A 23716-nucleotide genomic window follows, 5' to 3' on the forward strand; every position below is an offset into this window, starting at 1 on the left:
ATCCGGCCGCGCCCGGCCGGAACCAGGGATCGCGGATCCCCCGATAAACCTTCTCTGCCCGGCCCGTCTCCCGCCGACGATGCTGGGGGCATGGACATCAGCGGAAACACGATCTTCATCCCCGGCTCCACCAGCGGCATCGGTCTGGCCTTGGCCCTCGCGCTGAAGGACAGGGGCAACACCGTCATCATCGGCGGCAGGCGCACGGAACTGCTGGAGCGGATCGCCGCCGAACACCCCGGCCTCGGCACCGTGCGGATCGACACGGCGGACGCGGCGAGCATCGGCGCGGCCGCGAAGGAGGTCCTGACCCGGTACCCGGACCTCAACGTCCTGATCACGATGGCCGGCGTGATGCGCGTCGAGGACTGGCACCAGCCCGAGACCTTCCTCGCCTCGGCCGAATCGGTCGTGACGACGAACCTGCTCGGCCCGATCCGCCTGATCGCCGCCTTCGTCGAGCACCTGCGGGCCCGGCCGGACGCCACGATCGTCACCGTCTCCTCGGGACTGGCGTTCACGCCGCTCAAGATCACCCCGAGCTACAACGCGTCGAAGGCCGCGATCCACATGCTCAGCGAGTCACTCCGGCTGCAACTGGCCGACACGACGGTGAAGGTCGTGGAACTCGTGCCGCCCGCGGTGCGCACGGCGCTGCTGCCCGGCCAGGAGGAGAGCGAATTCGCGATGCCGCTGGAGGAGTTCGTGTCCGAGGTGGTCACCCTGCTCGAGACCCGGCCCGACGCGAAGGAGATCCAGGTGGAACAGGTGAAGTTCCTGCGCTACGGCGAGGCGCGGGGCGACTACGACCAGGTGGTCCAGACCCTCAACGCGGCCGATCCGCACGGGAAGTAGGGAAAGGGAAAGGGAGCCCTGCCGGGGCAGGACTCCCTTTCCCTTGGTGCGAAGGGAAAACGTCAGCGCACGACGGCGCCGGTCTTCGGGTCCAGCGTGACCGCCGGGGCCCGGTGGTCACCGTGCTCACCGTGCTCACCGTGGCCGTCGAAGTCCAGCATGTGCTCGAGGCTGCCCGCCCGCTCGTCGAACGAGGCGTCCCCGATCCGGCCGGTGTGCCAGTTGTCCTCGATGAACCGCAGGACCGAGGACTGGTCGGTGCGGGTGTGGTCGACGTAGTTCGTCCGCGAGTACGGCGAGATCACCAGCAGCGGCAGGCGCGGGCCGTAACCGCAGCGGTCGGCGTAGCCGCCGGTCTCCGACTTCTTGTCCTGGCACAGCGCGGTGTCGTTCGCCGCGTCGTGCGAGCCGTTGACGATGGTCGAGGCGGCGTGGTCGTACCAGCCGTCGGAGTCGTCGTAGGCCAGCACGATCGCCGTGGAGTCCCAGTCCTTCGAGTGCTGGATCTTGTTGACCTCGTCGACCACGAACTGCTGCTCGTCCAGCGGGTCCGAATAGCCGGCGTGGCCGTCCTGGTACATCGGCGCCTTCAAGAAGCTCACCGCGGGCATGTTCCCGGCCTGCAGCGCGGCGTCGAAGTCGCTGATGTCGTACTGGTGGTTGGCCTGGTCGGTGCGGCCGATCGCGGCCACCGAGCTCGGCGGCAGGTGCTTCTCGTTCGCCGTCGACCTGTAGTACTGGAACGGCTCGTGGTGCGGGCTGTAGTCGGTCACCTTCGCGCCGCCGACGTTGGTGTGGCTCTGGCCGCACACCGCCATCCCGTTGGCGGTGCCGGTCGGGCGGAAGCCGCCCTGGAACCAGCCCCAGGTGACGTTGCGCTCGTTGAGCAGGTCACCGATGTTGCGGCCCTGCACCGCCGCCAGGTTGTGGCTGTTGGTGTGGTTGTTGTCCGAGCAGTCGTCCCAGGCCGGGTCCGGGTCGTTGATGACGGTGCCGATGCCGTTCGCGTCGGGCGAGGCCACCACGTAGGAGTCGGTGGTGGGCTGGTGCGTGACGGGGGTGACCGCCTGCGCGCCGTGGGTCTGGCCGGAGACCAGGTTGAGCGCACCGGGGGTGGACGGGCCGAACGTCGTGTTGTACGAGTTGTCGCTCATCGCGTAGTGCTGCGCGTAGTTCCACAGCCCGGTGACGGTGTTGCCGTCGTAGTAGTCCATGACCAGACCGGGCTCGGCGAACAGGCCCGCCGCGCACTTGTCCGTCTCGGTGTACTCGACGAACTTGTCCATCTTGCCGCCGTCGAAGGCCTTCTGCTCGGCGCCGTAGTTGTGGTCCTGGTCGCAGGTCATCGCCTGCGCCGGGCCGAGCCGCTTCGGGTTGTAGGCGTTGGGGTTGTTCTTCAGCAGCTCCGGCGTCAGCCCGTCGACCTTCGGCGTGCCCTTCGCCGCCGTGAACGGCGTGCCGTCGTTGTTGGCGGCGTTCGGGTAGGTGCCGAAGTAGTGGTCGAACGAGACGTTCTCGCCGAAGATCACCACGACGTGCTTGATCGGGGTCTGGGTGTGCACCCCTTCGGCGTGCTGCGGCAGCGGCTGCGCCTCGGCGCCGCCGACGGCGGTGGTCACGGCCACGGCGACCCCGGCCGCGGTCAGCAGCGCACCGGCACCGAGCAGTACGGGCTTACGGCGCAGGCGGCCGAAAGCTCTGTCCACTGTTGTCCTCCTGTTGTACTGGGAGTGGGCAGCAGTGGTCCGTACGGGGCGACGATCAGTCGCATGTGGACGGTGGACCGTGAGTGCGGCGGCATGGGACCGGCACCCGCTCTTCCGCGCGACACCGTGCTCCTATCGCTCGAACGGATGACCACTGCGAGCGGAGCGTAAGCGCCGGAGGCGCAAAACGGCGTGTTCCAGACCACGTGCCGCAGAGTTTCAGCGAATGTTCACGCCGATTTCCTCCCATCCGGGAGGAAATCGGATATTCGTGGCGTCAGCGGCGGGTGAGCAGGAAGATGGGCAGCTCCCGGCAGGCCGCTTCCTGTTCCATCGCGTAGCCCGGCCAGAACCGGAGCAGCTCCCCCCACAGCTCGTCGTACCGCTCCCCCTTGACCGGCGTCGCGCGCACCGGGATCCGCCGGCCCCTCACCTCGATCTCCGCCTCCGGATGCGCCCGGAGGTTGAAGGTCCAGCCCGGATCCCGGGTGCGGCCCCAGTTCGACCCGACCAGCACGTAACCGTCCTCGTGCGGGAAGTAGAGAAGGTTCGTGCTGCGGGGCTGCCCGCTCTTGCGGCCCACCGTGGTGAGCCGCAGCGAGGGCAGCCCCGCGATGCCGACCAGGGTCACGCGGCCGCCGAACACGCGGTACAGCCGCTTGTCCACCCAGATGATGGCCCTCGCGAGCTTCATCAGCCAGGGCTTCCTGCCCAGGACGCGAGCCAGTGCCGAAAGCGGGTTCACCACCCTATTCGACCACTTGCTCACCGGCCGGCTTCGGCCAGGGACACCCCGAACCGTCCCTGCGCGTCGGTCCACCACTTCCGCAGGGTGAAACCGCTCTCCGCCAGTTCGGCGGCGACCCCTTCCTGCCGGAACTTCGCGGAGATCTCGGTGCGGATGTCCTCGCCCTCGGCGAAGCGCACCACCATGTCCGCACCCGGGATCGTCACGGTCATGGCTTCGCGCGCCCGCAGCCGCATTTCGATCCACTCGTTGCCGTCGTCCCAGTACGACTCGTGCGCGAAGCGGTCGGGATCGAAGTCGGCACCGAGCCGCTCGTTGACCACGCGCAGGACGTTCCGGTTGAACTCGGCGGTCACCCCGGCGGCGTCGTCGTAGGCGCGCTCCAGCGTTTCCCGGTCCTTCACCAGATCCGTGCCGAGCAGCAGCCACTCCCCCTCGGTGAGCACGTCCCGCACCGACCGCAGGAACTTGGCCCGCTCCCCGGGCAGGAAGTTGCCGATGGTGCCGCCGAGGAAGGCCACCAGGCGCGGCGGTTCCCCCGGCAGCAGGCCGAGATGTTCGGTGAAGTCCCCCACCACACCCCGCACGTCCAGTCCCGGGTACTCGGCCCGGATCGCGCCGACCGCGCCGGCCAGCGCGGCCTCGGACACGTCCAGCGGCACGAAGGAGTGCAGCGTGCCGTGCTCACGGAGGGCATCGAGGAGCAGGCGGGTCTTCTCGCTCGACCCCGAGCCCAGCTCGACCAGCGTCCGCGCGCCGGTGACCCGCGCGATCTCCGCGGCTTCCCGGCCCAGCACCTCACGTTCGGCCCGCGTCGGGTAGTACTCCGGCAGGCCGGTGATCTCCTCGAACAGCGCGCTGCCCCGCGCGTCGTAGAACCACTTGGAGGGCAGCCATTTCCGCGATGCGGACAGGCCCGTGCGCACGTCGTCGCGCAGGGCACCGGTGACGTCGACCGGGTCGCGGTGCACGTCAAGGTCCGGCTTGCTCATGGGGTCAGGCTCCGATCTCGAGAGGGGGAAGGTCGAGCGGGACGAGATCCACCCGGCCACGCCGGGCGATCACCGCATGCCCGTCGGGCACCGGACGCCATTCCGGTCCCGGGTCGGGCGGTTCCGAGGCGATGACGACCGCCTCGCCGGACTGCCGGACCGACAGGGCGTGGGTCCACGCGGTGGCCACCACGACCTCGCCGTCGGTCAGCAGGAGGTTCAGCCGGGCGCCGGGCGCCTCGGCCGCGACGCGGGCGGTCAGCCCGGCCGTGGCCGCGAGCGGATCCTCACCCGCGCGCAGGCGGGCCCGCAGCCAGGCCCACAGCAGGGCGGAATCGGTCGGCGCTTCCAGGGTCATCAGTTCGGTGAGCGGCACCTCAGCGGCGATCCCGGTGAGCGCATGGGGCCAGCCGGGCACCACTCCGTTGTGGCTGAAGGCCCAGGGCCCGTCCACGAACGGCGCGCAGGCCGCCTCGGCGACCGGCATGCCGATCGACCCGTTGCGCACCGCGGCGACGAACGCCCCGGCCCGCAGCGTGCGCGCCAGCACCGGCAGATCGTGATCACTCCACAAGGGACTCACCCGCCGGTAGCGCACCGGCGTGCCGTCCCCGGCGTACCACACCAGGCCGAAACCGTCCGCGTTCACCGTGCCCCCGCCGCGCATGTCGGCGGGGGCGTAGGACTGGTGCCGCAGCGAATGCGGCGCGTCGAACAGCAGTTCCGCGGGCGAGCGGGGCGGCCCGAGATAGGCGAGATGCCTACACACGGCACCGCTCCCCCACGCCGGAAACCGCGCTCACCCGCGCACCTGGGCGTCTCGTGCGCACCGGAACCCCGAGAAGATCTGCCGCCGGATCGGGTAGTCCCAGTTCCGGAAGGTGCCGCGGATCGCCGAAGGGTCGGTGCCGAAGGAACCGCCGCGCAGCACCTTGTACTCCGGCCCGAAGAAGACCTCGCTGTACTCCCGGTACGGGAAGGCCGCGAACCCCGGATACCCGTGGAAGTCGGTGCTGGTCCACTCCCACACATCGCCGATGAGCTGGTGCACGCCCAGAGCCGAAGCCCCCGCCGGGTACGCGCCGACCGCGGCGGGGCCGAGGTGCCGCTGCCCCAGGTTGGCGTGTTCGGCGGTCGGTTCCTCGTTGCCCCAGGGATAGCGGCGGGACTGGCCGGTGGCCGGATCGAAGCGGGCGGCCTTCTCCCACTCCGCTTCGGTGGGAAGGCGTTTCCCGGCCCACGCCGCGTAGGCCTGCGCCTCGTGGAACGACACGTGCACCACCGGCTGGTCCGCGGGCACCGGTTCGCGCACCCCGAACCGCGTGCGCCACCAGCCGCCGGACTCCCGGTACCAGAAGCGCGGCGCGGTGATGTCGTGCGCGGTGCGGTACTCCCAGCCCGCCTCGCTCCACCAGCGGCGCTCGTCGTAACCGCCGGATTCCAGGAACTCCAGATAAGCCCCGTTGGTGACCGGGGTGGTGTCGAGGTAGAAGGCGTCCACGTGGACCTCGTGCGCCGGGCGCTCGTTGTCCAGCGCCCACGGCTCCACGCTCGTGCCCATCACGAACGGTCCGGCGGGCACGAACACCTCGGCCGGCAGCGCCCCGGCCCGGCGGGACGGGGCCGGCGGCGCGTGCAGGACCGCTTCGCCCTGCCGCAACTGGTGCGTGGCGAGCATGGTCTCGTCGTGCTGCTGCTCGTGCTGGGTGATCATGCCGAAGGCGAAGGCCGCCTCGGTCAGGCGGCGTCCTTCCATCGGCTCGCGCGCCAGCACGTCCAGTGCCTTGTCCCGCACCTGCGCCACGTAGGCGCGGGCCTCGGACGGCCCGAGCAGCGGCAGCGACGGCCGATCCGCCCTCGGATGCCGGAAGGCGTCGTAGAGGTCGTCGATGTCCGGCCGCAGCGGCTCGCGGCCGCCGACATCGCGGACCAGCCACAGCTCTTCCTGACTGCCGATATGGGCCAGATCCCACACCAGCGGCGACATCAGCTTCGAATGCTGGCGGACGAGATCCTCGTCGTCCACCGCGTCGGTCAGCGCGGTACTGCGCCGTCGCGCCCGCGTGAGCGCCTCCGCGGCGTATGCCCGCAGCCTTTCCCCGCCGAGTTCCCGCAGCGGGCTCGGCGCCTCGCTCAATCCGTTCACCACTTCTCCCCTCTCGTCCGTGCCAACCCCTGCAGGCTTTCGCCGATTTCGCCGATACGACCGGGCGGAAGCCCGGTGTGCCCCAGTTCCGCGCAGCCCAGCTCCACCACCCTCCGCGCCGCCGAGGCGAGCGCGGGATCGGCGAGGCCACGGCGGGCCGCTTCCTCCCAGCGATCCGCCACCGGCTCGCAGATCTCCCGCACGCTGTCCACTGTGGATGGACGGGCGAGCAGCGCGGACAGCAGCGCCACCGGCTCCAGCCACCGGTGCGCCGGTTGCGCGTCGAGGTAGCGCACCTCGAGGTAGCCGTGCGCCCGGACCGGCGGGAACAGCGTGGTCAGGTGGTAGTCCAGATCGGCCGCCGTGGGCGGGCCGGGCAGCCCGTCCACCCCGCGCCCGGCCGCCCAGTCGGCGAAGGTGACGTCCTCGGGCACGTCCCAGGGCCCGTCCGGACGGCGGACGAGCAGCAGCGGCGTGTCCATCACCCGGCGGGCCCAGGTGGTGACCGGGTCGTCCGACAGCGGGGTCGGGAAGGTCCGGGCGCGCTCGGTCTCCCGCACGGCGAGCCACCGCGCCGAAGCCGTCCCGGTGTCCCGCCCGGCATGCCACCGGGAATTGGCGAACAGGGCCAGCAGCGGCGGGCCGAGCACGTGCACCGCGGCCCAGCGCTGCGCGAGGGCGGAGCGCTCGCCGCTGTCCACGCAGATCTGGAGCCCCGCGGTGCTGCACATCATGGTCAGCCCCGCGGGCCCTCGCGGGCGGAAACGGCGCTCCATGGTGGCGTAACGGGGGGTGTCGAGCACCCGAGCCGGACGCCGGAAGGCATCGATGCCCGTTTCACCGAGAGCGAACCCGGCGCGGGCGAGCAGCTCGGTCAGCTGGGCGAGATCAGTGGAAACGGCTTCGGCCAGATCGGCGAGCCGGGCCTGGGGCAGGGGCGAGATCTCCACCTGGCCGCCGGGTTCGACGGTGAGCGGCGAACCGGCGGGCAGCGGCTGCCCCGGGCTGCCGGGATCGAGCGAGCGGGGAGCGTGTGCCCCCAGCGCACGGGCCAGATCCCGGGGATCGAGAGGTCTTGACGGGTCTTCGGCGTAGTGGACGGTGTACTCGAGCTCCACTCCAAGCAGCCGGGGCGGGCCGTGCTTGAAACACACCGAGGCCACGTACGCCTCGCCGGCGGCTCGATCGGAGATGACCTTCGCGGCCAGCTCGGCGACCCCGCCCGCACCGTCAGGAGACTCGGAAAAAGGACGAACCGCAGTCATTCGCACCTCCCCAATCGGTGGGAACATCTGGCTTCGGACGCTACACGCGCGGTACGACATTTTCAGGCGCCGATCGGGGCCGGGGAACCGTCACAATACGTACGTACGGATTGCGTAGGCACTACCACGGGTGACAGGATCTGGGAATGCCACGGGTCAGTCAGGATCACCTCGACGCGCGACGGCGCCAGATCCTCGACGGGTCGCGGGTGTGTTTCGCCCGCTACGGCTACGAGGGTGCCACGGTGCGCAGGCTGGAGGAAGCGACCGGCCTGTCGCGCGGCGCGATCTTCCACCACTTCCGCGACAAGGAGTCCTTGTTCCTCGCCCTCGCGGAGGAGGACGCCGCCCGGATGGCCGACGTGGTCGCCGCGCAGGGGCTCGTGCAGGTCATGCGCGATCTGCTGTCCGGGGCCGGTGAGCAGCCGGCGGAATGGCTCGCGACCCGGCTGGAGGTGTCGCGGAGGCTGCGTACCGACCCGGAGTTCCGCGCCCGCTGGGCCGAACGGTCCCAGCTGCTCACCCAGGCCACCAAACTGCGCCTGCAGCGGAAGCTCGAAGCGGGCAACCTCCGCGACGACGTGGACGTCGACGTGCTCACCTCCTACCTCGAACTGGTCCTCGAAGGCCTGGTGTCCCACCTGGCCATGGGCCTGCCCGCCGACGATCTGGGCCCGGTGCTCGATCTGGTCGAGGAGAGCGTGCGCCATCAGCGGGTTCGTGCTTCATTGGAGGCATGAAGCTCCTCGACGCGCACGGTGAGGCGCTGGGCGGGTTCGACCGCGCGGTGCGCCGGATCGGGCCGGACCAGTGGGGGAACGCGACCCCCTGCACCGAGTGGAGCATCCGGGACCTGGTCAACCACCTGGTGTCCGAGCAACTCTGGGCCCCGCACCTGCTCGCCGGGCAGACCCTGGCCGAGGTCGGGGACCGCTACGACGGTGACGTGCTCGGCGACGATCCCGTCGCGGTGTGGGAACGGGCCTCCTCGGCCGCGCGGGCGGCCTGGACCGCCCCGGGAGCGCTGGAGAAGCGGGTGCAGCTTTCCTACGGGGAGGCGGACGCCGCCGACTACGGCTGGCAGATGACACTCGACCTGGCCGTGCACGGCTGGGACCTGTCCACCGCGCTCGGCGCGCCGGAACCGATCCCCGGCGAGGTGGCCCGGCAGTTGCTGGAGACGCTGGAGCCGCAGGTGGAGCAGTGGCAGGGTATCGGCATCTTCGCGCCGCCCGTCCCGGTCCCCGCGGACGCCTCCCCCTCGGACCGCCTGATCGCCCTCCTCGGCCGCAAACCCCGCTGAGCTCCTCCCGAGCCGTGCCGTGAGGGGTCCCCTCACGGCCCTGAAGGTCGCCTTAAGGGTCATCAACGCCCTCGGCTCTGGCGGTTCCCGCGCCCGGGGTCAGGCCCGCGCCTGGAGCTGGGCGATCAGCAGGTTCAGGCGGGCCTCCTGGTGCTCGGGCGGCAGTCGGCCATCGCGGTAGAGGGTGATCAGGCCGTGCACCGCGCTCCACGCGACCTCGGTGAACATGCCCGGGTCCCATTCACCGGCGACCGGGCCAAGCACGTCGAGCAGCGCGGCGAAGCCCGCGCGCAGGGGCTCCGGGGTGTCGGGACGGCCGAAGGACAGGCCGGTGGCGCGCGCGAACATGGCGTCGTATAGCACCGGGTTGGCGGCGGCGAACCGGGCGTACGCGCGCAGCACGGCAGCCAGCGCCGCCCCCTCGCCCTCGGCGCCGTCCACTCCTGCCCGCGCCGCGCGAAGGGCGGCCGCGAGCTCCTCGAACCCCTGCAGGGCCACCGCCTCGATAATGGCGTCCTTGCCCTTGAAGTGGCTGTAGAGGACCGGCTGGCTGTACTCGATGCGCTCCGCGAGGCGGCGTGTGGTGACGGCTTCCCAGCCTTCGGTCTCGGCGAGCTCCCGGGCGGTGTCGATGATCAGCCGATGCCGCTGGGCACGCTCGCGTTCTCGGCGCTCCTGAACCGACATGACGGGATTCTAGCCTTGCTAGGCTTTCGAGCGCAGTCAGCCGACCGGCTGGACCGGCCGTTCGCCGAGGACAGCCTCAGCTACCCTGGCCTGCCGGTATCATGGGAGCCACCGCAGCCACCCTTACCAAGGAGTGACACCTTTCGTGCGCGACGCGCAGTCACCTGGTGACAGTATCGAGCCGGGTGACGAACCCGGCCTTTCCCCTCATCGGAGACCTCGTCCTGGCGCCGTTCCGCGCCGGACAGCGGCGGGCGGTGCCCGGCCATGAACGTACTGCTCGCCGTCGGCGGGATCCTGCTGTTCCTGCTGCTGACCGCCGGGACCGGTCTCGCCGTGGCCGCGGAGTTCTCGCTGACCACGCTCGAACGCAGCACCATCGACGCCAACGTGCGCCAGGTCGGTGACCGCCGCTCGAAGACGGTCCGCAAGGCCCACGCCACGCTCTCCTTCCAGCTTTCCGGCGCCCAGGTCGCGATCACGCTGACCACGCTGGTCACCGGTTATCTCGCCGAACCCCTGATCGGCAGGCTGGTGCGCCCGCTGCTGACCCTCGCGGGCCTCGGCCCGTCGGCCGCCGAAGGCGCCTCGGTGGCCGCCGCACTGGTGCTGGCCACGGCGGTGTCGATGGTGCTCGGCGAGATGGTGCCGAAGAACCTCGCCGTCGCCCGCCCGCTGGCCACCGCCCGCGCCGTGATGGGTTACCACTCGCGCTTTTCGGCCCTGTTCCGCTGGCTGATCACCCTGCTCAACAACAGTGCCAACTGGCTGGTGCGCAAGTTCGGCGTCGAGCCCCAGGAGGAGTTGCGCTCAGCGCGCTCCCCGCAGGAGCTCGGCTCGATCGTGCGGACCAGCGCGGAGAGCGGCACACTCGACACCTCGACCGCGGAACTGCTCGGCAAGTCGCTGCGTTTCGGCGACCGCACCGCCGAAGAGCTGATGACCCCCCGCGTGCAGATCGAGGCGCTCGACGAGGACGACACGGTCGCCGACCTGGTTCTGATCTCCCGCCGCACCGGGTTTTCCCGGTTCCCGGTCTGCCGTGGCGACCTCGACGACGTGCGGGGCGCCGTGCACGTCAAGCAGGTCTTCACGGTGGCAGGCCATGAGCGGGACGCCGTCCGCGTGGGTTCGCTGATGAGGCCGGTGCCGACCGTCCCCGAATCCCTGCCCGGCGACGCACTGCTGGCGCGGCTGCGGGACTCCCGGTTCCAGGTCGCCATGGTGGTCGACGAGTACGGCGGCACGGCGGGCCTGGTGACGCTCGAAGACGTGGTCGAGGAGATCATCGGCGACGTCCGCGACGAGCACGACCAGGCCGAGGCGCCGGCTTCCCAGCGCCTGGACAGCTACACCTGGATGGTGTCCGGTCAGCTGCGCGCGGACGAGGTCCGCGAGCTCACCGGGTTCCGGATGCCGGAAGGCGACTACGAAACGATCGCCGGCCTGGTGCTGGAACGGCTGGGCCGGATCCCGGTCGGCGGCGAGACGGTCGACGTGGCGGACTGGCGGCTGAAGGTGCTGACCATGGACCGGCACCGGATCGCCGAACTGAGCCTGCACCGGCTGGCCGGCGAAGAAGCGGCAGAACCCGAAGCCACCGAAACGGGCAGCGGGCAGGAGGAGGTGCGGCGGTGAACGACTGGCTGGCCCTCTTCCTCGTGGTACTGCTCCTGCTGACCAACGCGTTCTTCGTGGGCGCGGAGTTCACCCTCATCTCCTCCCGGCGCGACCGGCTGGAGGCACTGCTCGACCAGGGCAAGACGCGCGCCAGGATCGTGATCAACGCGAGCAGGCACGTGTCGCTCATGCTGGCGGGGGCGCAGCTCGGCATCACCATCTGCTCGCTGCTGCTGGGCCGCCTCGGCGAACCCGCGGTAGCGCACCTGCTCGGCGCCTTCTTCGCGCTGGCGCACATTCCCGAGGCGCTGGTGCACCCGATCTCGTTCGCCATCGCGCTCGCCTTCATCACGATCCTGCACGTGCTGATGGGCGAGATGGTGCCGAAGAACCTCGCCATCGCCGCACCGGAACGGCTCGCGCTGTGGCTGGTCCCGGTGCACGTCGCCTGGGTGAAGCTCGCGCGGCCGTTCATCTGGCTGCTGAACTTCGTGGCGAACTCGTTGCTGCGCCTGGCCCGGGTGCAGCCGAAGGACGAGCTGGAGACCGCCTACACCTCGGCCGAACTGGCCGAACTGCTGAGCGAGTCCCGCCAGGAGGGGCTGCTCGAACGGTCCGAGCACGAGCGGCTGAGCCAGACACTGTCCTCGGCGAGGAAAACCGTGGGGGATGTCTTCGTGCCGCTGGACCGGCTCACCACGCTGCCGTCGGAACCCACCATGGGCGATGTCGAACGAGCGGTCTCGCGGACCGGCTTCTCCCGTTATCCCCTGTGCTCCCCAGCCGGGGAGCTCGCGGGCTACCTGCACGTCAAGGACGTACTGGACCAGATCGGCGACCGGCCCTCCGCCACCGTCCCCAGGGCGAAGATCCGCCCGTTCACCGATCTGACGCTGCGGGCCCGGCTGGACGAGGCCCTGTCCGCGATGCGCCGGGAAGGCTCGCACATGGCGCGGGTGCTCGGCGCCGACGGCCGCCCTATCGGCGTGATCGCGCTGGAGGACCTGGTCGAGGAGTACGTGGGCACGGTCCGCGACGGCACCCATGTCATCGCCTGATCCGCCCGTCGCCCATCATGACCGGATGCGGGTACTGACCGAACCGGAGTGGTGTGCGCGGGAACGGGCGCACGCCGGGCGGATGCGCCGGTGGACCGGGCCCTACCTCCGGCGGCGGGCACGCGGGGAGAAGCATCCGGTGCACGACTTCCTGTTCCAGTACTACTCGTACCGGCCGTCCCAGCTCGAACGCTGGCATCCGGGCCCCGGTGTGGTCCTCGCGGGCGAGGCGGCCCGCCGGTTCCTGGAGCGCCCCGAATACCACGAGGTGCCGGGCGGGGTGGCGCTCGACCTCGCCGCCTTCGACGGAAAGCGCGTGGAGACGGCACGGCAGTTGCTGACCCTGCTCACCGCGACGGCCGCCCGCGCGCCGAGGCTGAACTGTTTCGGGCTGCACGAGTGGGCCATGGTGTACCGGCAGGACGCGGATCAGGTGCGGCACAACCAGGTGCCGCTGCGCCTGGGGCCTGCGGGGACGGACGCGGTGGTCGAGTCGCTTCCCCTGCGCTGCGGGCATTACGACGCCTTCCGCTTCTTCACCCCGCCCGCGCGGCCGCTCAACGATCCGAAGCCCACTCGGGCCACTCAGCCGGAACTGGAACAGCCGGGATGCCTGCACGCGAACATGGACCTCTACAAGGCCGCATTCCGCTTGTCACCGTTCGTCCCCGCGGAACTCGTGGCCGATTGTTTCGAACTGGCTGTGGAGATCCGTGAACTGGATATGCGCGCCAGTCCCTACGATCTCCGCCCCTTCGGTTATGCGCCGATTCCGGTCGAAACACCGTCGGGACGGGCGGAGTACGCACGGCAGCAGGCCGAGTTCGCCCGCCGCGCCGCACCCCTGCGCCACGAACTGATCGCGAGGTGCCATGATCTTCCGACACTCGGCGGTTGACTTTTCTTGATCCTCTTGCCGGTGACCGTAAGTTTCGGGAAGTTCGATAAAACATCACGTTTCCCTAACGGCTTACCCCTGTTAGGGTGATGCCGCCGAGATAGTGCACACGCAGAGTCGAAGGGACACCCCATGGGGCGTCACAGCCGGGACGAAGAGGATCCCGCTCCTGCCCGCCCTGAGAGACCGTTCGAGCCCCACCGCCCGGTGAACAGGCCGCAAACGTCTCGCCCAGGGCCCCGCGATCACGGCCGGCCTGGTTCGCCCAGCAGGCCTCCCGTGAGCGCACCTCCGCTTCCGCCTGCCGTCCGGCCTGCCGCGTCGAGGCCGGTCGAAGGCCCCCGGCCTCCCGTCGGCGGCGACCCCGATCGCCCACCCTTCGACGACCGGCGCTCGCCCACCGGCGGCTATCCCGTCCCGCCTCCTCCCCCGTTCGAGGACCGGCGCGCCACCCCCGGAGGTCCTCGCACCCCCGATCCCACCTCCGGTCGGCCCGCCGCCGTACCGGACCGGCCCGCGGCTCCCCCGCCCGGGCGCGGCACGACCACCGGCAGCTTCCGCGCCGCCGAACCGCCCGCCGCCGGGCGCAGCACCACCACCGGCAGCTTCCGCGCCGCCGAACCGCCCGTCGCCGGGCGCAGCACCACCACCGGCAGCTTCCGCGCCGCCGAACCGCCCGCCGCCGGGCGCAGCACCACCACCGGCAGCTTCCGCGCCGCCGAACCGCCCGTCGAACGCTCCCGCACCGATCTTCCGGACGGCCGCACCTCCACCGGCAGCCACCGCCCCGTCCGCCAGGCCGACGAGCGCAGCACCACGACCGGAAGTCACCGGGTTGTCGACAAACCCGCCGAAGACTCGTCGGCCACCCTCACCGGCACCCACCGCGCGGTCGGCAAGGCCGCGGGCCGCCGCCGCATCGCCGCCTGGCCCATCGTGCTGGGCGGGTTCATCGTGCTGATCGTGGTCGGCCTGCTCGGCTGGGGCTGGGCCAACAGCGTGCTCAACAGCCGTGCCGAGGCGCAGGCGAACTCCTGCACGGACGGCGACTCGTCGATGCGGGTGCTGGTCACCCCCAGCATCCAGCGGGCGGTGACCGAAGCCGCGGCGAAGTGGAACGACGCCAAGACCGTCGTGCACTCGCACTGCGTCCACATCGACGTGCAGGCCGCGCCTTCGGATCGCGTGCTCGACGCCCTGACCGGCAAGGCGAGCCTCGACTCGATCGGCGGGTTGCCCGCGGCCTGGGTTCCGGAGAACTCGTACTGGATCGCCCAGCTGCAGACCACCAAGCCCGGCATGATCGGCTCACCCGCCGAATCGATCGCTTCGGCCAGTTCGGCCGACTACCCGTTCCTCGGCCTGGCCGGAGCCACCGTGGACGAGGTGCAGGCCCGCGCCGCGCAGGTGTTCCGCGACTTCCTCCGGGAACCGGCCCAGCAGTCCGCGTTCGCCAAGCCCGCAGGCTGAGCGCGGATACGAAACGGCGCCGGCCGCCCGCTCCGGCCGGCTCAGGCGAGGTTGAAGGTGTCCGGGTCGGGGCCGATGCGGGCACCGGTGTCCAGCTTGCCGATGGCCGCCATGTCCTCGTCCGTCAGTGCGAAGTCGAACAGGGCGAAGTTCTCGGCGATCCGGGACGGCGTGACCGATTTGGGGATCACCACGTTGCCCAGCTGCAGATGCCAGCGGAGCACGATCTGCGCCGGGCTCCTGCCGTGGCGGGAGGCCAGCCCGGTGATCGTCTCGTCCGAGAGCAGCGCGCCCTGCGCGAGGGGGCTCCAGGCCTCGGTGACGATGCCGTGGTCGGCGTGGAAGGCGCGCAACTCGGCCTGTGCCAGGTTCGGGTGCAGCTCGACCTGGTTGACCGCGGGGACCACACCGGTCTCGTCGATGAGCCGGTTCAGGTGGGGGACCTGGAAGTTCGACACCCCGATGGCGCGGACACGGCCCTCGGAGAGGAGTTTCCCGAAAGCCCGCCACGTCTCGACGTAGGTGTCACGTGCGGGCAGCGGCCAGTGGATCAGGTACAGATCGAGGTAGTCCAGCCCGAGCCGCTCCATGCCGGCGTCGAAGGCCCGCAGCGCCGAGTCGTAGCCCTGGTCGGAGTTCCACAGCTTCGTGGTGACGAACAGTTCCCCCCGGGGCAGGCCGCACTCCCGGATCGCGGCGCCCACACCGGTTTCGTTCCGGTAGGCCGCCGCGGTGTCGATGCTGCGGTAGCCGGTCCGCAGCGCGGTCCGGACCACTTCCGCGGTGTCCTCGGCGGGGACCTGGAACACGCCGAAACCGAGCTGCGGGATCGTGACGCCGTTGTTCAGTTCGAGGTCGGGAACTACAGCCATGCGAATGCGTTCCTTACGTCGTCGCGGTCTTGAACGATCCGCCCCCGATCCTGCCACTCACCGCGCGCGGCCGCCGAAGGTACTCCCCCGTCCGCGGCCCCCTGCCGCAAGTGCGGTGAGCGGGTCCCCTCACCGCAACGCGCAAGCCGACCGGGGATGAGAGCGCTTTCGATTCCACCTGGCCCGGTAACGGCAGCGGCCCCGGACACGTGAGCGTGTCCGGGGCCTCCCCACTCTGTCCGACCCTCAAAGGGCGCCTGAGAGGTTCACCCGGGTGTTTTGTCGGGCTTGCACCGTCGGCGGGGTCACCACGCCGGGTTCTGGCCGGGACCCACTTTCCAGAGGCGTCTCGTCCGCGCGGTCCGGGTGCCTGTGAGGTTCCGGGGAAGAGTTGCTCCTTCGGCGCCGGCCCGGGGTGGGGGCCGGTCTCTCCCGCGCAGCTTCGGCGACTGCGGGATTCACCCTACCGTCAGCGCGATTCAGCCCGTACGCCGGGCATTGCGCCGCTGGCTCAACTCGTCCGACACCACGGATTCGACCTGGCCACCGTCGGCCCGTTCGGCGGGGAACTCGTGGATGGTGCCGCTGATCTCCGCCATCGGCACCTTGACCGCGATGCCGAAGACACCCTGGCCGCCCTGCAGGAGATCGACGATCTCCTCGGCCGAGGTGCACTCGTAGACGGTGGTGCCGTCGGACACCAGCGTCACCTTGGCGAGATCGTTCATCCCGCGGGCACGCAGATGATCGACGGCCACCCTGATGTTCTGCAGCGAGACCCCGGTGTCCAGTAACCTCTTGACGATCTTCAGCGCGAGGATGTCCTTGAAGGAGTAGAGGCGCTGCGAGCCGGACCCGTGCGCGGTGCGGATGCTCGGGGCGACCAGTTGCGTGCGGGCCCAGTAGTCGAGCTGCCGGTAGGTGATCCCGGCGATCTGGCAGGCCGCGGGCCCCCGGTATCCGACCAGCTCGTCGGGCAGGGACGCATCAGGGAAGAGTTCACCCTGCTCCCCGTCGACCGCCTTGACCGGCCTTTCGTCGACCACGCAAGCCTCCCCTCGCCCGGCTGGCAGGCCGGTCGAAACAACAACCAGGGCACCGGAGCGGAACCCCGCACGGCGAAACCGATCAGGTTGCGCCGAGCCGGACGAATCACACCTGGAACGATTTCCCGCCTTCGACGGTAAGCGTGGGGGCCCCGCTGGTCAACGCGACGCGCGGCAGACCTCGACCGGTTCATGAGCCTTCCGCCCGAGGTGCAGTTTTTACCTGTCCATGTTAATATTTACTCATGCAGATAACGGCCGAGATGCAGCCCGAGATCGGGCTGAGCGTGACCGAGGCGGCACGGCGGGCCCAGATCCTCACCGCCACCATCGACGTGCTCGCCGAGCACGGCTACTCCGCCACCACCTTCGAGAGCATCCGTGCCCGTGCCGGGCTGAGCAGCACCCGCATGATCAGCTACCACTTCGGCACCAAGGCCGATCTGATGAACGCCGTCCTCGGCATCCTGCTCCACGCCAAGGAGCAGTTCGTGCTGGAACGCGCCGGGCAGGCCACCGGCCGCACCGCACTGCTGCGCGCACACCTGCGCGCGGAGACGGACTTCGTGCGCGCACACCCGGACGCCGTCCGGGCACTGGACGAGGTGCGGCGCAACGCCGGACAGGATCCGATCATGGACGCGCTGCAGGCGGAGATGCGCTACGGGCGCCTGGAACGCCAACTGCGCCAGGGGCAGCAGGAAGGAGAGTTCGGGGAGTTCGCGCCCGCGGTGATGGCGAGGACGATCGCACACTCCGTGGACGGTGCGGCGGCGGCACTGGCGGCCGACCCGGCGACCGACCTCGAGGCCTACGGCGACGAACTGGCCGATCTGTTCGAGCGGGCGACCCGGCCCGCCGGTGCGGCGACGCCGGATCAGGCCCATTAGCTGACGCCGGAGCCGGTTCCGACCGAACCGGCTCCGAACCCGGGGTGCCGCGCTTGGGTGCCGCGCTCGCGACACGGGGAGACGGAACCCGGCCGTGCTCAGGTGTCGGCGCCGCGGAAGTCCTCCGGCGACACCGAGTCGAGGAACTCGCGGAACTTCTCGACCTCGTCCTCCTGCTCGTCCGGGATGATCAGCCCGGCCTCCTCGAGCACGGAATCGACCGCGTGGATCGGCACGCCGACGCGCAGCGCCAGGGCGACCGAGTCGCTCGGCCGGGCCGAAACCCGGACGTCTCCGTCGAAGACGAGTTCGGCGAAGAAGGTGCCCTCGCGCAGATCAGTGATCACCACCTGCTCGAGTTCGCGGCCGAGTGCCCCGATGACCTCCTTGAGCAGGTCGTGCGTCAACGGGCGGGCGGGACGGACACCCTGCTGCTCCAGGGCTATGGCCGTGGCTTCCACGGATCCGATCCAGATCGGGAGGTACCGCTCGCCCTCCGTCTCCCGCAGCAACAAGATCGGCTGATTCGCGGGCAATTCGACCCGCACGCCGACGACGCGCATCTCGCTCATCGGGCTTCGCCTCCCTCTCCTGTGCGCGGGCTGCAGCGCTGTTTCGAGGATCCCGCATCGACAAGGTCGACGCTACCCGTCATCTGGGCGCTGTGCTCGCAATTGTCCTTGTGCTGAGTCCGCATATCCGGTTTCCGGCAACCCATAACCAACCGTACGGCATGTCGGGCGCGCGCAAGAGTGTCGAAACTGTGTCATTACCGACCAGGCGCATCCGGCGTGACCAGTCGTCAGCCGCCGGTCACACCTCGGATACCGGCCTTGACCAGCAAAGTGTGCAGGGTGACCGACAGCGCGGCCAGCTCCCGCACCATTTCGTCCGCGCGGGCCTTCGCGTCGGCGTCCCGATGACGATAGACCGGGGCGACGATCTGCTCCAGCAGACCCACTTCCCGGTCCGCCGACGCGCGGAAGGCACGCAGATGCCGCGGCTCGATGCCGAACTCGGTCATCGCGCGGATCGTCCGGGCGATCTGGACGGAATCCGGATCGTAGAACCCGGCGGCCCCGGGACGAAGTAGGCCGTACTGCTCGAGTTCGGCCAGGGTGCGCACGTCGATGCCCGCCTCGGCGAGCAGTTCCTCCTGGGTCAGGCGGACCTGTCTGCCCGGTGCGAAATCCTCCGCACCGGGCAGGCCTTCGCCCGGGGTTTCACCGTCGCCCGCCGGGAGCGGCACGAGCTTGCGGGGCAGCCTGCCCACGCCGGGATCGACGCCACCGGCACCGCGGTCGGCGGCGTCGAGCTGTTCCTTGATCACTTTCAGGGGCAGGTAGTGATCCCGCTGGGCGGCCAGCACGAACCGCAGGCGCTCCACGTCCGCCGGGGCGAACTGCCGGTAGCCCGAGGGAGTCCGGCCGGGCTGGACCAGGCCTTCCGACTCGAGGAACCGGATCTTGGAGATGGTCACATCGGGGAAGTCGGCGCGAAGCTGCGCCAGCACGGCCCCGATGCTCAACGCATCGCGCTGTGGCCGCCCCGCAGCCGTCACTGTGCCCCCTGACCCCCGTGCCCCGGGCCGGTCAGGAAGACCAGGCGGAACTTGCCGATCTGGACCTCGTCACCGCCGGCGAGCACGGCCTGGTCCACCGGCTCGCGGTTGACGTAGGTGCCGTTGAGGCTGCCCACGTCGATGACGACGAATTCGCCGCCCTCCCGCCGGAACTCCGCGTGCCGCCGGGAAACCGTGACGTCGTCGAGGAAGATGTCGCTGTCCGGGTGCCTGCCCGCGCTGGTGGTGTCCCGGTCCAGCAGGAACCGGGACCCCGCGTTCGGGCCGCGCTTGACGACCAGCAGGGCCGAGCCTGCCGGAAGCGCGTCGACACCGGCGACCGAGGGCTCCGGCGCCGCCGACTCCTGCGCCTCCGCGTCCGCCAGGAAGTCGGCCCGGAAGATCGAAGTCCGCTCCGGAGACTGCTCCGGGGGAACGCCGGGCCCGTCGTTCGTGCTCACCTGAGCTCTCCTCACCACTGAAGTGTTTTGCCTAGCAACGTGTGCTGTCAACGTACCGTGCCTGATCGCGAAGGGGCTGCCGGGGCTCCCTCCCGGCCCCCGCGCGCCCGGCCCGGATCAGCCCGGATCGGCCCGGCTCAGCCCGCCGTCAGGGCCTGGTAGGCCTCCGAATCGAGCAGCGCCTCCACCGCCGACGGGTCCCCGGCCCTGATCTCGATGAGCCAGCCCTCGCCGTAGGGATCGCTGTTGATCAGCTCCGGGGAGTCGACCACGGCGCCGTTGACGGCCACCACCTCGCCGTCCACCGGAGCGAACAGTTCGGACACGCTCTTGGTCGACTCGACCTCGCCGAACACGTCGCCCGCCGACAGCTGCTTGCCCACCTCGGGCAGCTCGACGAAGACCACGTCGCCGAGCTGGTCCTGCGCGTACTCGGTGATGCCGACCCGGACCGAGTCACCGGAGCCGGTGGCCACCCACTCGTGCTCTTCGGTGTAGCGCAATTCTTCTGGTGCGGACACCCGCCGTCCCCTTTCTTCGCCGGTCCGCCGCCTGGCGGCGCGGACCTTCCGGCGGAAGTCTTACATCCGGCCGGTCCGGGCGGCACCCCGGATGGCCCGGACGGTCTGCAGGACGTACAACGCCCCGGACCACAGGTACAGCACACCGCCCCAGGTCATGAAGGCGTAGGCGATCGGGCGGGCGATCGCGGCCACCGTGGAATCGGCCGCGGCGCCCTGGGTCAGCAGCAGGAACGGGAAGGCGTACATCAGCACGAAGGTCGCCCCCTTGCCGATGTAGGTCACCTCGGGCGGGGCGAATCCGTTGCGCCGCAACACCAGGATCGCCACGCCGACGACCAGCTCGCGCACCACCAGCGCGGCCACCACCCACCAGGGCAGGATGCCCCGGAGGAGGAACGCGGCCAGGGTCGCGACGATGTAGAGCCGGTCGGCGGCGGGGTCGAGCAGCTGGCCGAGCCTGCTCGTCTGGTCGAGCCATCGGGCGAGTTTGCCGTCGAGCCAGTCGGTCAGCGCGCTGAACACCAGCAGCGCCAGCGCCCAGCCGTCGGCCTTCGGGCCCAGCAGCAGCCACAGGAAGACCGGCACCCCGGCCAGGCGGAGCAGGGACAGGAGATTGGGCACGGTGAGTGCCTGCCGGAGCAGCGGGGGCTGCTCCGGTCCGGCCACCGGGCCGTCCGGTGCAGAGGCAAGGGCACCGGCGGGACTGCTGTCGACGGGGCGCCCGGTCTCCGTGCCCTGACCGCGGGCGCGGGTGGTGTCCTCGGGCGCCCTGTCCGGGCGGGGCTCGATCACCCCGTCACCCTAGCTCGCCCGGTGAAGGCTCCAGCCGCGACGGCGCAGGTCGGCGCCGGTCAGCTTGAGCGGGCGGCCACGGTTGTCGGTGCCGACCCAGCGGGGGTTGCCGTCGCCCGGTTCGAGGACGTACGGGCGCCCCTGGCTCCACACCACGGTGCAGGGGGTGGTCGGCGGTTCGGCGTTTTCCGGGGACTGGGTTCCGTTTGTGCTTTCGGTGTTCATCGCTCTCTGAAGGGAAAGAGGGACAGGATTGGCTCACCGGGCAGGTACACCGCCAACGTCGGCGGCGGAACCGGCAACGTTAGCCCGCCCGAGGAGATTCACCCGCCCAGTGGAGGGGCCAACCCTACGCGGCGGTCCACTGTGGACCATCCATGGCCCGGTGCGCGGCGGCCCCCGCCCAGCGGTAGCCTCGCCCTGCCGGATCATGTCCGAGGGAGGAAACGATGATCGTCAGGCGGCTCGGCCCGCTGCTCGCCGGGGGCGCCACCGCGCTCCTCACCGCGTGCTCGGTGCCCGCCCCGCAGACCGCCGCGCCCGCCCTCACCGGAACCTCCGCGGGCCCGGCCTCCGGTTCCGCGACGGGCGCCGCCCCGGCCGGGCGCGCCGCGGCCACCGTGACGAGCGTGCCTGCCCTGGCGTCGGCCGACGGCAGTTGCGGCTCCGTCACCGCGGCCAGCGGCCTGACCCTGAGCGTGCTCGACAGCACCGCGACCGGCATCGGCTGCCCGCAGGCCCACCAGCTCGTGGCGAAGTTCCAGGCCGGGATCGCCGGGCAGCAGCCCGCGGGCTCCGGCCGCCCGGTGAGCGCCACCGTCGACGGCTGGTTGTGCGTGTCCGGCCCGCCCAGCTCCCAGGGCGGCACCACCTGCAGCCTCGACGACAAGACCGTGTACGCCCGCGTGGTCGCCGCCGAGTGACCCCGGACCGCCCGCGGAACCGCTTTGGCCCGCGGCCCGCTTTCCCCGCCGCCCCGGCCCGGTGATCGTGCGGAACGGGACCGTCGACTGCGGACCGGCGAACCGGCCGCGACATGCTCCACAGAGGACGGGCGCGAACTGAGCGCGCGAAGGGGCCCCGCACGCCACCCGTGCGGGGCCCCGTCGGCGCGCAGTGCGTCCGCTTCAGGACTTGAGCGAGGGGAAGTCCTCCTCGCGGAACTCACCGGGCGGCCTGCCGTCCGGAACGGACTGTTCCCGGCCGCGCAGTTCGACCCGCCGGATCTTGCCCGAGATCGTCTTGGGCAGTTCGGTGAACTCCAGCCGCCGGATCCGCTTGTAGGGCGCCAGGTGCTCGCGGCCGAAGGCCAGGATGCTCTCGGCCGTCGCCGCGTCCGCGGCGTGGCCCGCGGCCAGCACGACGTAGGCCTTCGGCACCGCCAGCCGGATCGGGTCCGGCGACGGCACGACGGCCGCCTCGGCCACCGCTTCGTGTTCCAGGAGCACGCTCTCCAGTTCGAACGGCGAAATCCGGTAGTCCGACGCCTTGAACACGTCGTCGGTGCGGCCCACGTAGGTGATGTAGCCGTCCTCGTCGATCGAGCCGACGTCACCGGTGTGGTAGTAGCCGCCCTCGAACGCCGTCGCGGTGCGCTCGTCGTCGTCGGCGTAGCCCGCCATCAGCCCGACCGGGCGGTGCGCGAGGTCGAGGCAGATCTCGCCCTCGGTGCTGCGCTGCCCGGTGACCGGGTCGAGAAGCGCCACCGTGAACCCGGGCAGCGGCCGCCCCATCGAACCGGACTTGACCGGCTGTCCCGGGGTGTTGGCGATCTGCACACTGCTCTCGGTCTGGCCGAAGCCGTCCCGGATGGTCACGCCCCAGGCCCTGCGGACCTGGTCGATCACCTCCGGGTTGAGCGGCTCACCCGCCCCGACCACCTTGCGGGGCGGGTTCTTCAGTTCCGTCAGGTCGGCCTGGATGAGCATCCGCCACACCGTCGGCGGCGCGCAGAAACTGGTGATCCCGCACCGGTCCATCTGCGCCATCAGCCGGGTGGCGTCGAACCGGTCGTAGTTGTACAGGAACACCGTCGCCTCGGCGTTCCACGGCGCGAACACGTTGCTCCAGGCGTGCTTGGCCCAGCCCGGCGAGGAGATGTTCAGGTGCACGTCGCCCGGTTCCAGGCCGATCCAGTACATAGTGGACAAATGGCCCACCGGGTAGGAGACGTGCGTGTGCTGCACCAGCTTCGGCTTGGCCGTGGTGCCCGAGGTGAAGTACAGCAGGAGCGGGTCGGCGGCCGCGGTGGCACCGTCCGGAGTGAACTCCGTGGCGCCGGTGGCGGTGTCGGCGAAGGACAGCCAGCCGGGCACCTCCTCGCCCACCGCGATCCGCGTGTAATCACCCGTCACCCCGGCGAACTTCGGTGCGTCGGCCGAGCGCACCACGACATGGCGTGCCGCGCCGCGCTCGACCCGGTCACGCAGGTCGTCCGGACCGAGCAGGGTGGACGCCGGGATGATCACGGCGCCGAGCTTGATCGAGGCGAGGATGGTCTCCCACAGCTCCACCTGGTTGCCCAGCATGAGGATCAGCCGGTCGCCGCGGCGCACGCCGTGCCCGCGTAGCCAGTTCGCCACGCGGTTCGACCGTTCCGAAAGTTCGGGGAAGGTCCATCGCCCCTCCGACCCGTCCTCCTCGACGATCCACAGCGCGTACCGCTGGGCGTTCTCCGGGGCGCGCGCGATCACGTCGAACCAGTCGAGCGCCCAGTTGAACTCCTCCGGCATCGGCCAGGCGAATTCCCGGTACGCGGTGTCGTAGTCCTCGCGGTGTGCCAGCAGGTAGTCGCGGGCCTGGCGGAAAGCGTCGTTGCTCAC

25 protein-coding genes and 1 riboswitch are annotated in these 23716 nt (G+C 70.6%); of the genes, 9 read left to right on the forward strand and 16 right to left on the reverse strand.

The genetic code is table 11. From position 1 onward, the window contains the following. The first annotated feature begins 90 nt into the window (after positions 1-90). Positions 91-855 carry an SDR family oxidoreductase gene (locus tag ORV05_RS20265; RefSeq protein WP_268441246.1) on the forward strand — a complete coding sequence of 255 codons (765 nt, stop codon included), beginning with the start codon at positions 91-93 and terminating at the stop codon, positions 853-855. A gap of 62 nt (positions 856-917) precedes the next feature. On the opposite strand, the gene ORV05_RS20270 is transcribed toward ORV05_RS20265, so the two are convergent. The 6 genes from ORV05_RS20270 to egtA all read right to left on the reverse strand — a co-directional run bounded on the left by ORV05_RS20270 (position 918) and on the right by egtA (position 7712). Further along, positions 918-2561 carry a phospholipase C gene (locus ORV05_RS20270; protein WP_268441247.1) on the reverse strand — a complete coding sequence of 548 codons (1644 nt, stop codon included), beginning with the start codon at positions 2559-2561 and terminating at the stop codon, positions 918-920. Between the two features lie 277 nt (positions 2562-2838). Further along, positions 2839-3309: a nitroreductase family deazaflavin-dependent oxidoreductase gene (locus ORV05_RS20275; protein ID WP_268759833.1), complete on the reverse strand. Its 471-nt coding sequence runs from the start codon at positions 3307-3309 to the stop codon at positions 2839-2841. Positions 3310-3326: 17 nt separating this feature from the next. Further along, positions 3327-4301 (reverse strand): L-histidine N(alpha)-methyltransferase, encoded by a 975-nt coding sequence (egtD, locus tag ORV05_RS20280; RefSeq protein WP_268441249.1) that lies wholly within the window; start codon positions 4299-4301, stop codon positions 3327-3329. Between the two features lie 4 nt (positions 4302-4305). Then, positions 4306-5070, reverse strand: a complete 765-nt coding sequence (egtC, locus tag ORV05_RS20285) for an ergothioneine biosynthesis protein EgtC (RefSeq protein WP_268441252.1) — start codon at positions 5068-5070, stop codon at positions 4306-4308. Positions 5071-5100: 30 nt separating this feature from the next. Continuing rightward, complete coding sequence (gene egtB, locus ORV05_RS20290) at positions 5101-6447, reverse strand: ergothioneine biosynthesis protein EgtB (protein ID WP_268441254.1); 1347 nt, start codon at positions 6445-6447, stop codon at positions 5101-5103. Next, positions 6444-7712 carry an ergothioneine biosynthesis glutamate--cysteine ligase EgtA gene (gene egtA, locus ORV05_RS20295; RefSeq protein WP_268441256.1) on the reverse strand — a complete coding sequence of 423 codons (1269 nt, stop codon included), beginning with the start codon at positions 7710-7712 and terminating at the stop codon, positions 6444-6446. The genes egtB and egtA overlap by 4 nt, the downstream gene beginning before the upstream one ends. Before the next feature lie 146 nt (positions 7713-7858). Between egtA and ORV05_RS20300 the strand changes: the two genes are divergently transcribed. Both ORV05_RS20300 and ORV05_RS20305 read left to right on the forward strand, forming a co-directional pair. Then, complete coding sequence (locus tag ORV05_RS20300; protein ID WP_144587207.1) at positions 7859-8452, forward strand: TetR/AcrR family transcriptional regulator; 594 nt, start codon at positions 7859-7861, stop codon at positions 8450-8452. Beyond that, positions 8449-9015: a TIGR03086 family metal-binding protein gene (locus ORV05_RS20305; RefSeq protein ID WP_268441258.1), complete on the forward strand. Its 567-nt coding sequence runs from the start codon at positions 8449-8451 to the stop codon at positions 9013-9015. The genes ORV05_RS20300 and ORV05_RS20305 overlap by 4 nt, the downstream gene beginning before the upstream one ends. Positions 9016-9114: 99 nt before the next feature. Here the strand turns inward: ORV05_RS20305 and ORV05_RS20310 are convergent, their stop codons facing one another. Next, positions 9115-9702, reverse strand: coding sequence for a TetR/AcrR family transcriptional regulator (locus ORV05_RS20310; RefSeq protein ID WP_268441260.1), 588 nt, complete (start codon positions 9700-9702; stop codon positions 9115-9117). A 267-nt stretch (positions 9703-9969) separates the two neighbouring features. On the opposite strand from ORV05_RS20310, the gene ORV05_RS20315 reads away from it, so the two are divergent. The 4 genes from ORV05_RS20315 to ORV05_RS20330 all read left to right on the forward strand — a co-directional run bounded on the left by ORV05_RS20315 (position 9970) and on the right by ORV05_RS20330 (position 14748). Next, positions 9970-11340 carry a hemolysin family protein gene (locus tag ORV05_RS20315; protein WP_268441262.1) on the forward strand — a complete coding sequence of 457 codons (1371 nt, stop codon included), beginning with the start codon at positions 9970-9972 and terminating at the stop codon, positions 11338-11340. Beyond that, entirely contained in the window at positions 11337-12380 is a 1044-nt protein-coding gene (locus tag ORV05_RS20320; protein WP_268441264.1) for a hemolysin family protein, read from the forward strand. Before ORV05_RS20315 ends, ORV05_RS20320 begins: the two co-directional genes overlap by 4 nt. Positions 12381-12405: 25 nt before the next feature. Continuing rightward, positions 12406-13278 carry a 3-methyladenine DNA glycosylase gene (locus ORV05_RS20325; RefSeq protein ID WP_268441266.1) on the forward strand — a complete coding sequence of 291 codons (873 nt, stop codon included), beginning with the start codon at positions 12406-12408 and terminating at the stop codon, positions 13276-13278. 279 nt (positions 13279-13557) lie between these two features. Then, positions 13558-14748, forward strand: coding sequence for a substrate-binding domain-containing protein (locus tag ORV05_RS20330; RefSeq protein WP_268441268.1), 1191 nt, complete (start codon positions 13558-13560; stop codon positions 14746-14748). A 41-nt stretch (positions 14749-14789) separates the two neighbouring features. Here ORV05_RS20330 and ORV05_RS20335 read toward each other — a convergent pair whose 3' ends face one another. After that, positions 14790-15620, reverse strand: coding sequence for an aldo/keto reductase (locus tag ORV05_RS20335; RefSeq protein ID WP_268441270.1), 831 nt, complete (start codon positions 15618-15620; stop codon positions 14790-14792). A gap of 348 nt (positions 15621-15968) precedes the next feature. Continuing rightward, positions 15969-16065: riboswitch (glycine riboswitch) on the reverse strand. Positions 16066-16099: 34 nt separating this feature from the next. Continuing rightward, positions 16100-16666 carry a MerR family transcriptional regulator gene (locus tag ORV05_RS20340; protein ID WP_268441272.1) on the reverse strand — a complete coding sequence of 189 codons (567 nt, stop codon included), beginning with the start codon at positions 16664-16666 and terminating at the stop codon, positions 16100-16102. Between the two features lie 245 nt (positions 16667-16911). On the opposite strand from ORV05_RS20340, the gene ORV05_RS20345 reads away from it, so the two are divergent. Continuing rightward, entirely contained in the window at positions 16912-17556 is a 645-nt protein-coding gene (locus ORV05_RS20345) for a TetR/AcrR family transcriptional regulator (RefSeq protein ID WP_268441274.1), read from the forward strand. Between the two features lie 98 nt (positions 17557-17654). Here ORV05_RS20345 and ORV05_RS20350 read toward each other — a convergent pair whose 3' ends face one another. The 6 genes from ORV05_RS20350 to ORV05_RS20375 form a co-directional block, all read right to left on the reverse strand. Next, on the reverse strand, positions 17655-18128 hold the full coding sequence (locus ORV05_RS20350) for a bifunctional nuclease family protein (RefSeq protein WP_144592605.1): 474 nt from the start codon (positions 18126-18128) through the stop codon (positions 17655-17657). Positions 18129-18358: 230 nt separating this feature from the next. Then, positions 18359-19117 carry a transcriptional regulator FtsR gene (gene ftsR / locus ORV05_RS20355; protein WP_268441277.1) on the reverse strand — a complete coding sequence of 253 codons (759 nt, stop codon included), beginning with the start codon at positions 19115-19117 and terminating at the stop codon, positions 18359-18361. Then, positions 19114-19578, reverse strand: coding sequence for a glycogen accumulation regulator GarA (gene garA, locus ORV05_RS20360; RefSeq protein WP_144593396.1), 465 nt, complete (start codon positions 19576-19578; stop codon positions 19114-19116). Before garA ends, ftsR begins: the two co-directional genes overlap by 4 nt. A 137-nt stretch (positions 19579-19715) precedes the next feature. Then, on the reverse strand, positions 19716-20099 hold the full coding sequence (gcvH, locus tag ORV05_RS20365; RefSeq protein WP_268441279.1) for a glycine cleavage system protein GcvH: 384 nt from the start codon (positions 20097-20099) through the stop codon (positions 19716-19718). Between the two features lie 60 nt (positions 20100-20159). Further along, positions 20160-20768, reverse strand: a complete 609-nt coding sequence (locus ORV05_RS20370) for a CDP-alcohol phosphatidyltransferase family protein (protein ID WP_268759834.1) — start codon at positions 20766-20768, stop codon at positions 20160-20162. A gap of 135 nt (positions 20769-20903) precedes the next feature. After that, positions 20904-21119 (reverse strand): hypothetical protein, encoded by a 216-nt coding sequence (locus tag ORV05_RS20375; protein ID WP_268441281.1) that lies wholly within the window; start codon positions 21117-21119, stop codon positions 20904-20906. A 224-nt stretch (positions 21120-21343) separates the two neighbouring features. Here ORV05_RS20375 and ORV05_RS20380 point away from each other — a divergent pair, with 224 nt between their 5' ends. Next, a complete protein-coding gene (locus ORV05_RS20380; protein ID WP_268441284.1) occupies positions 21344-21817 on the forward strand; it encodes a hypothetical protein in 474 nt (157 codons plus the stop codon). Between the two features lie 204 nt (positions 21818-22021). On the opposite strand, the gene ORV05_RS20385 is transcribed toward ORV05_RS20380, so the two are convergent. After that, positions 22022-23716, reverse strand: a complete 1695-nt coding sequence (locus ORV05_RS20385; protein ID WP_268441286.1) for an AMP-binding protein — start codon at positions 23714-23716, stop codon at positions 22022-22024.

This window comes from Amycolatopsis cynarae (genome assembly GCF_026802195.1).
In the GTDB taxonomy this organism is placed as follows: Bacteria; Actinomycetota; Actinomycetes; order Mycobacteriales; family Pseudonocardiaceae; genus Amycolatopsis_E; species Amycolatopsis_E rhizosphaerae.

Bases quoted from the DNA above. Each gene is read 5' to 3' on its own strand.
- ORV05_RS20350 (WP_144592605.1), bottom strand. From the start codon at position 18,128: ATGAGCGAGATGCGCGTCGTCGGCGTGCGGGTCGAATTGCCCGCGAAT.
- egtA (WP_268441256.1), bottom strand. From the start codon at position 7,712: ATGACTGCGGTTCGTCCTTTTTCCGAGTCTCCTGACGGTGCGGGCGGG.
- ORV05_RS20305 (WP_268441258.1), top strand. From the start codon at position 8,449: ATGAAGCTCCTCGACGCGCACGGTGAGGCGCTGGGCGGGTTCGACCGC.
- ORV05_RS20300 (WP_144587207.1), top strand. From the start codon at position 7,859: ATGCCACGGGTCAGTCAGGATCACCTCGACGCGCGACGGCGCCAGATC.
- egtD (WP_268441249.1), bottom strand. From the start codon at position 4,301: ATGAGCAAGCCGGACCTTGACGTGCACCGCGACCCGGTCGACGTCACC.
- ORV05_RS20345 (WP_268441274.1), top strand. From the start codon at position 16,912: ATGCAGATAACGGCCGAGATGCAGCCCGAGATCGGGCTGAGCGTGACC.
- ORV05_RS20380 (WP_268441284.1), top strand. From the start codon at position 21,344: ATGATCGTCAGGCGGCTCGGCCCGCTGCTCGCCGGGGGCGCCACCGCG.
- ORV05_RS20265 (WP_268441246.1), top strand. From the start codon at position 91: ATGGACATCAGCGGAAACACGATCTTCATCCCCGGCTCCACCAGCGGC.
- ORV05_RS20325 (WP_268441266.1), top strand. From the start codon at position 12,406: ATGCGGGTACTGACCGAACCGGAGTGGTGTGCGCGGGAACGGGCGCAC.
- ORV05_RS20375 (WP_268441281.1), bottom strand. From the start codon at position 21,119: ATGAACACCGAAAGCACAAACGGAACCCAGTCCCCGGAAAACGCCGAA.
- ORV05_RS20335 (WP_268441270.1), bottom strand. From the start codon at position 15,620: ATGGCTGTAGTTCCCGACCTCGAACTGAACAACGGCGTCACGATCCCG.
- ORV05_RS20315 (WP_268441262.1), top strand. From the start codon at position 9,970: ATGAACGTACTGCTCGCCGTCGGCGGGATCCTGCTGTTCCTGCTGCTG.
- ORV05_RS20310 (WP_268441260.1), bottom strand. From the start codon at position 9,702: ATGTCGGTTCAGGAGCGCCGAGAACGCGAGCGTGCCCAGCGGCATCGG.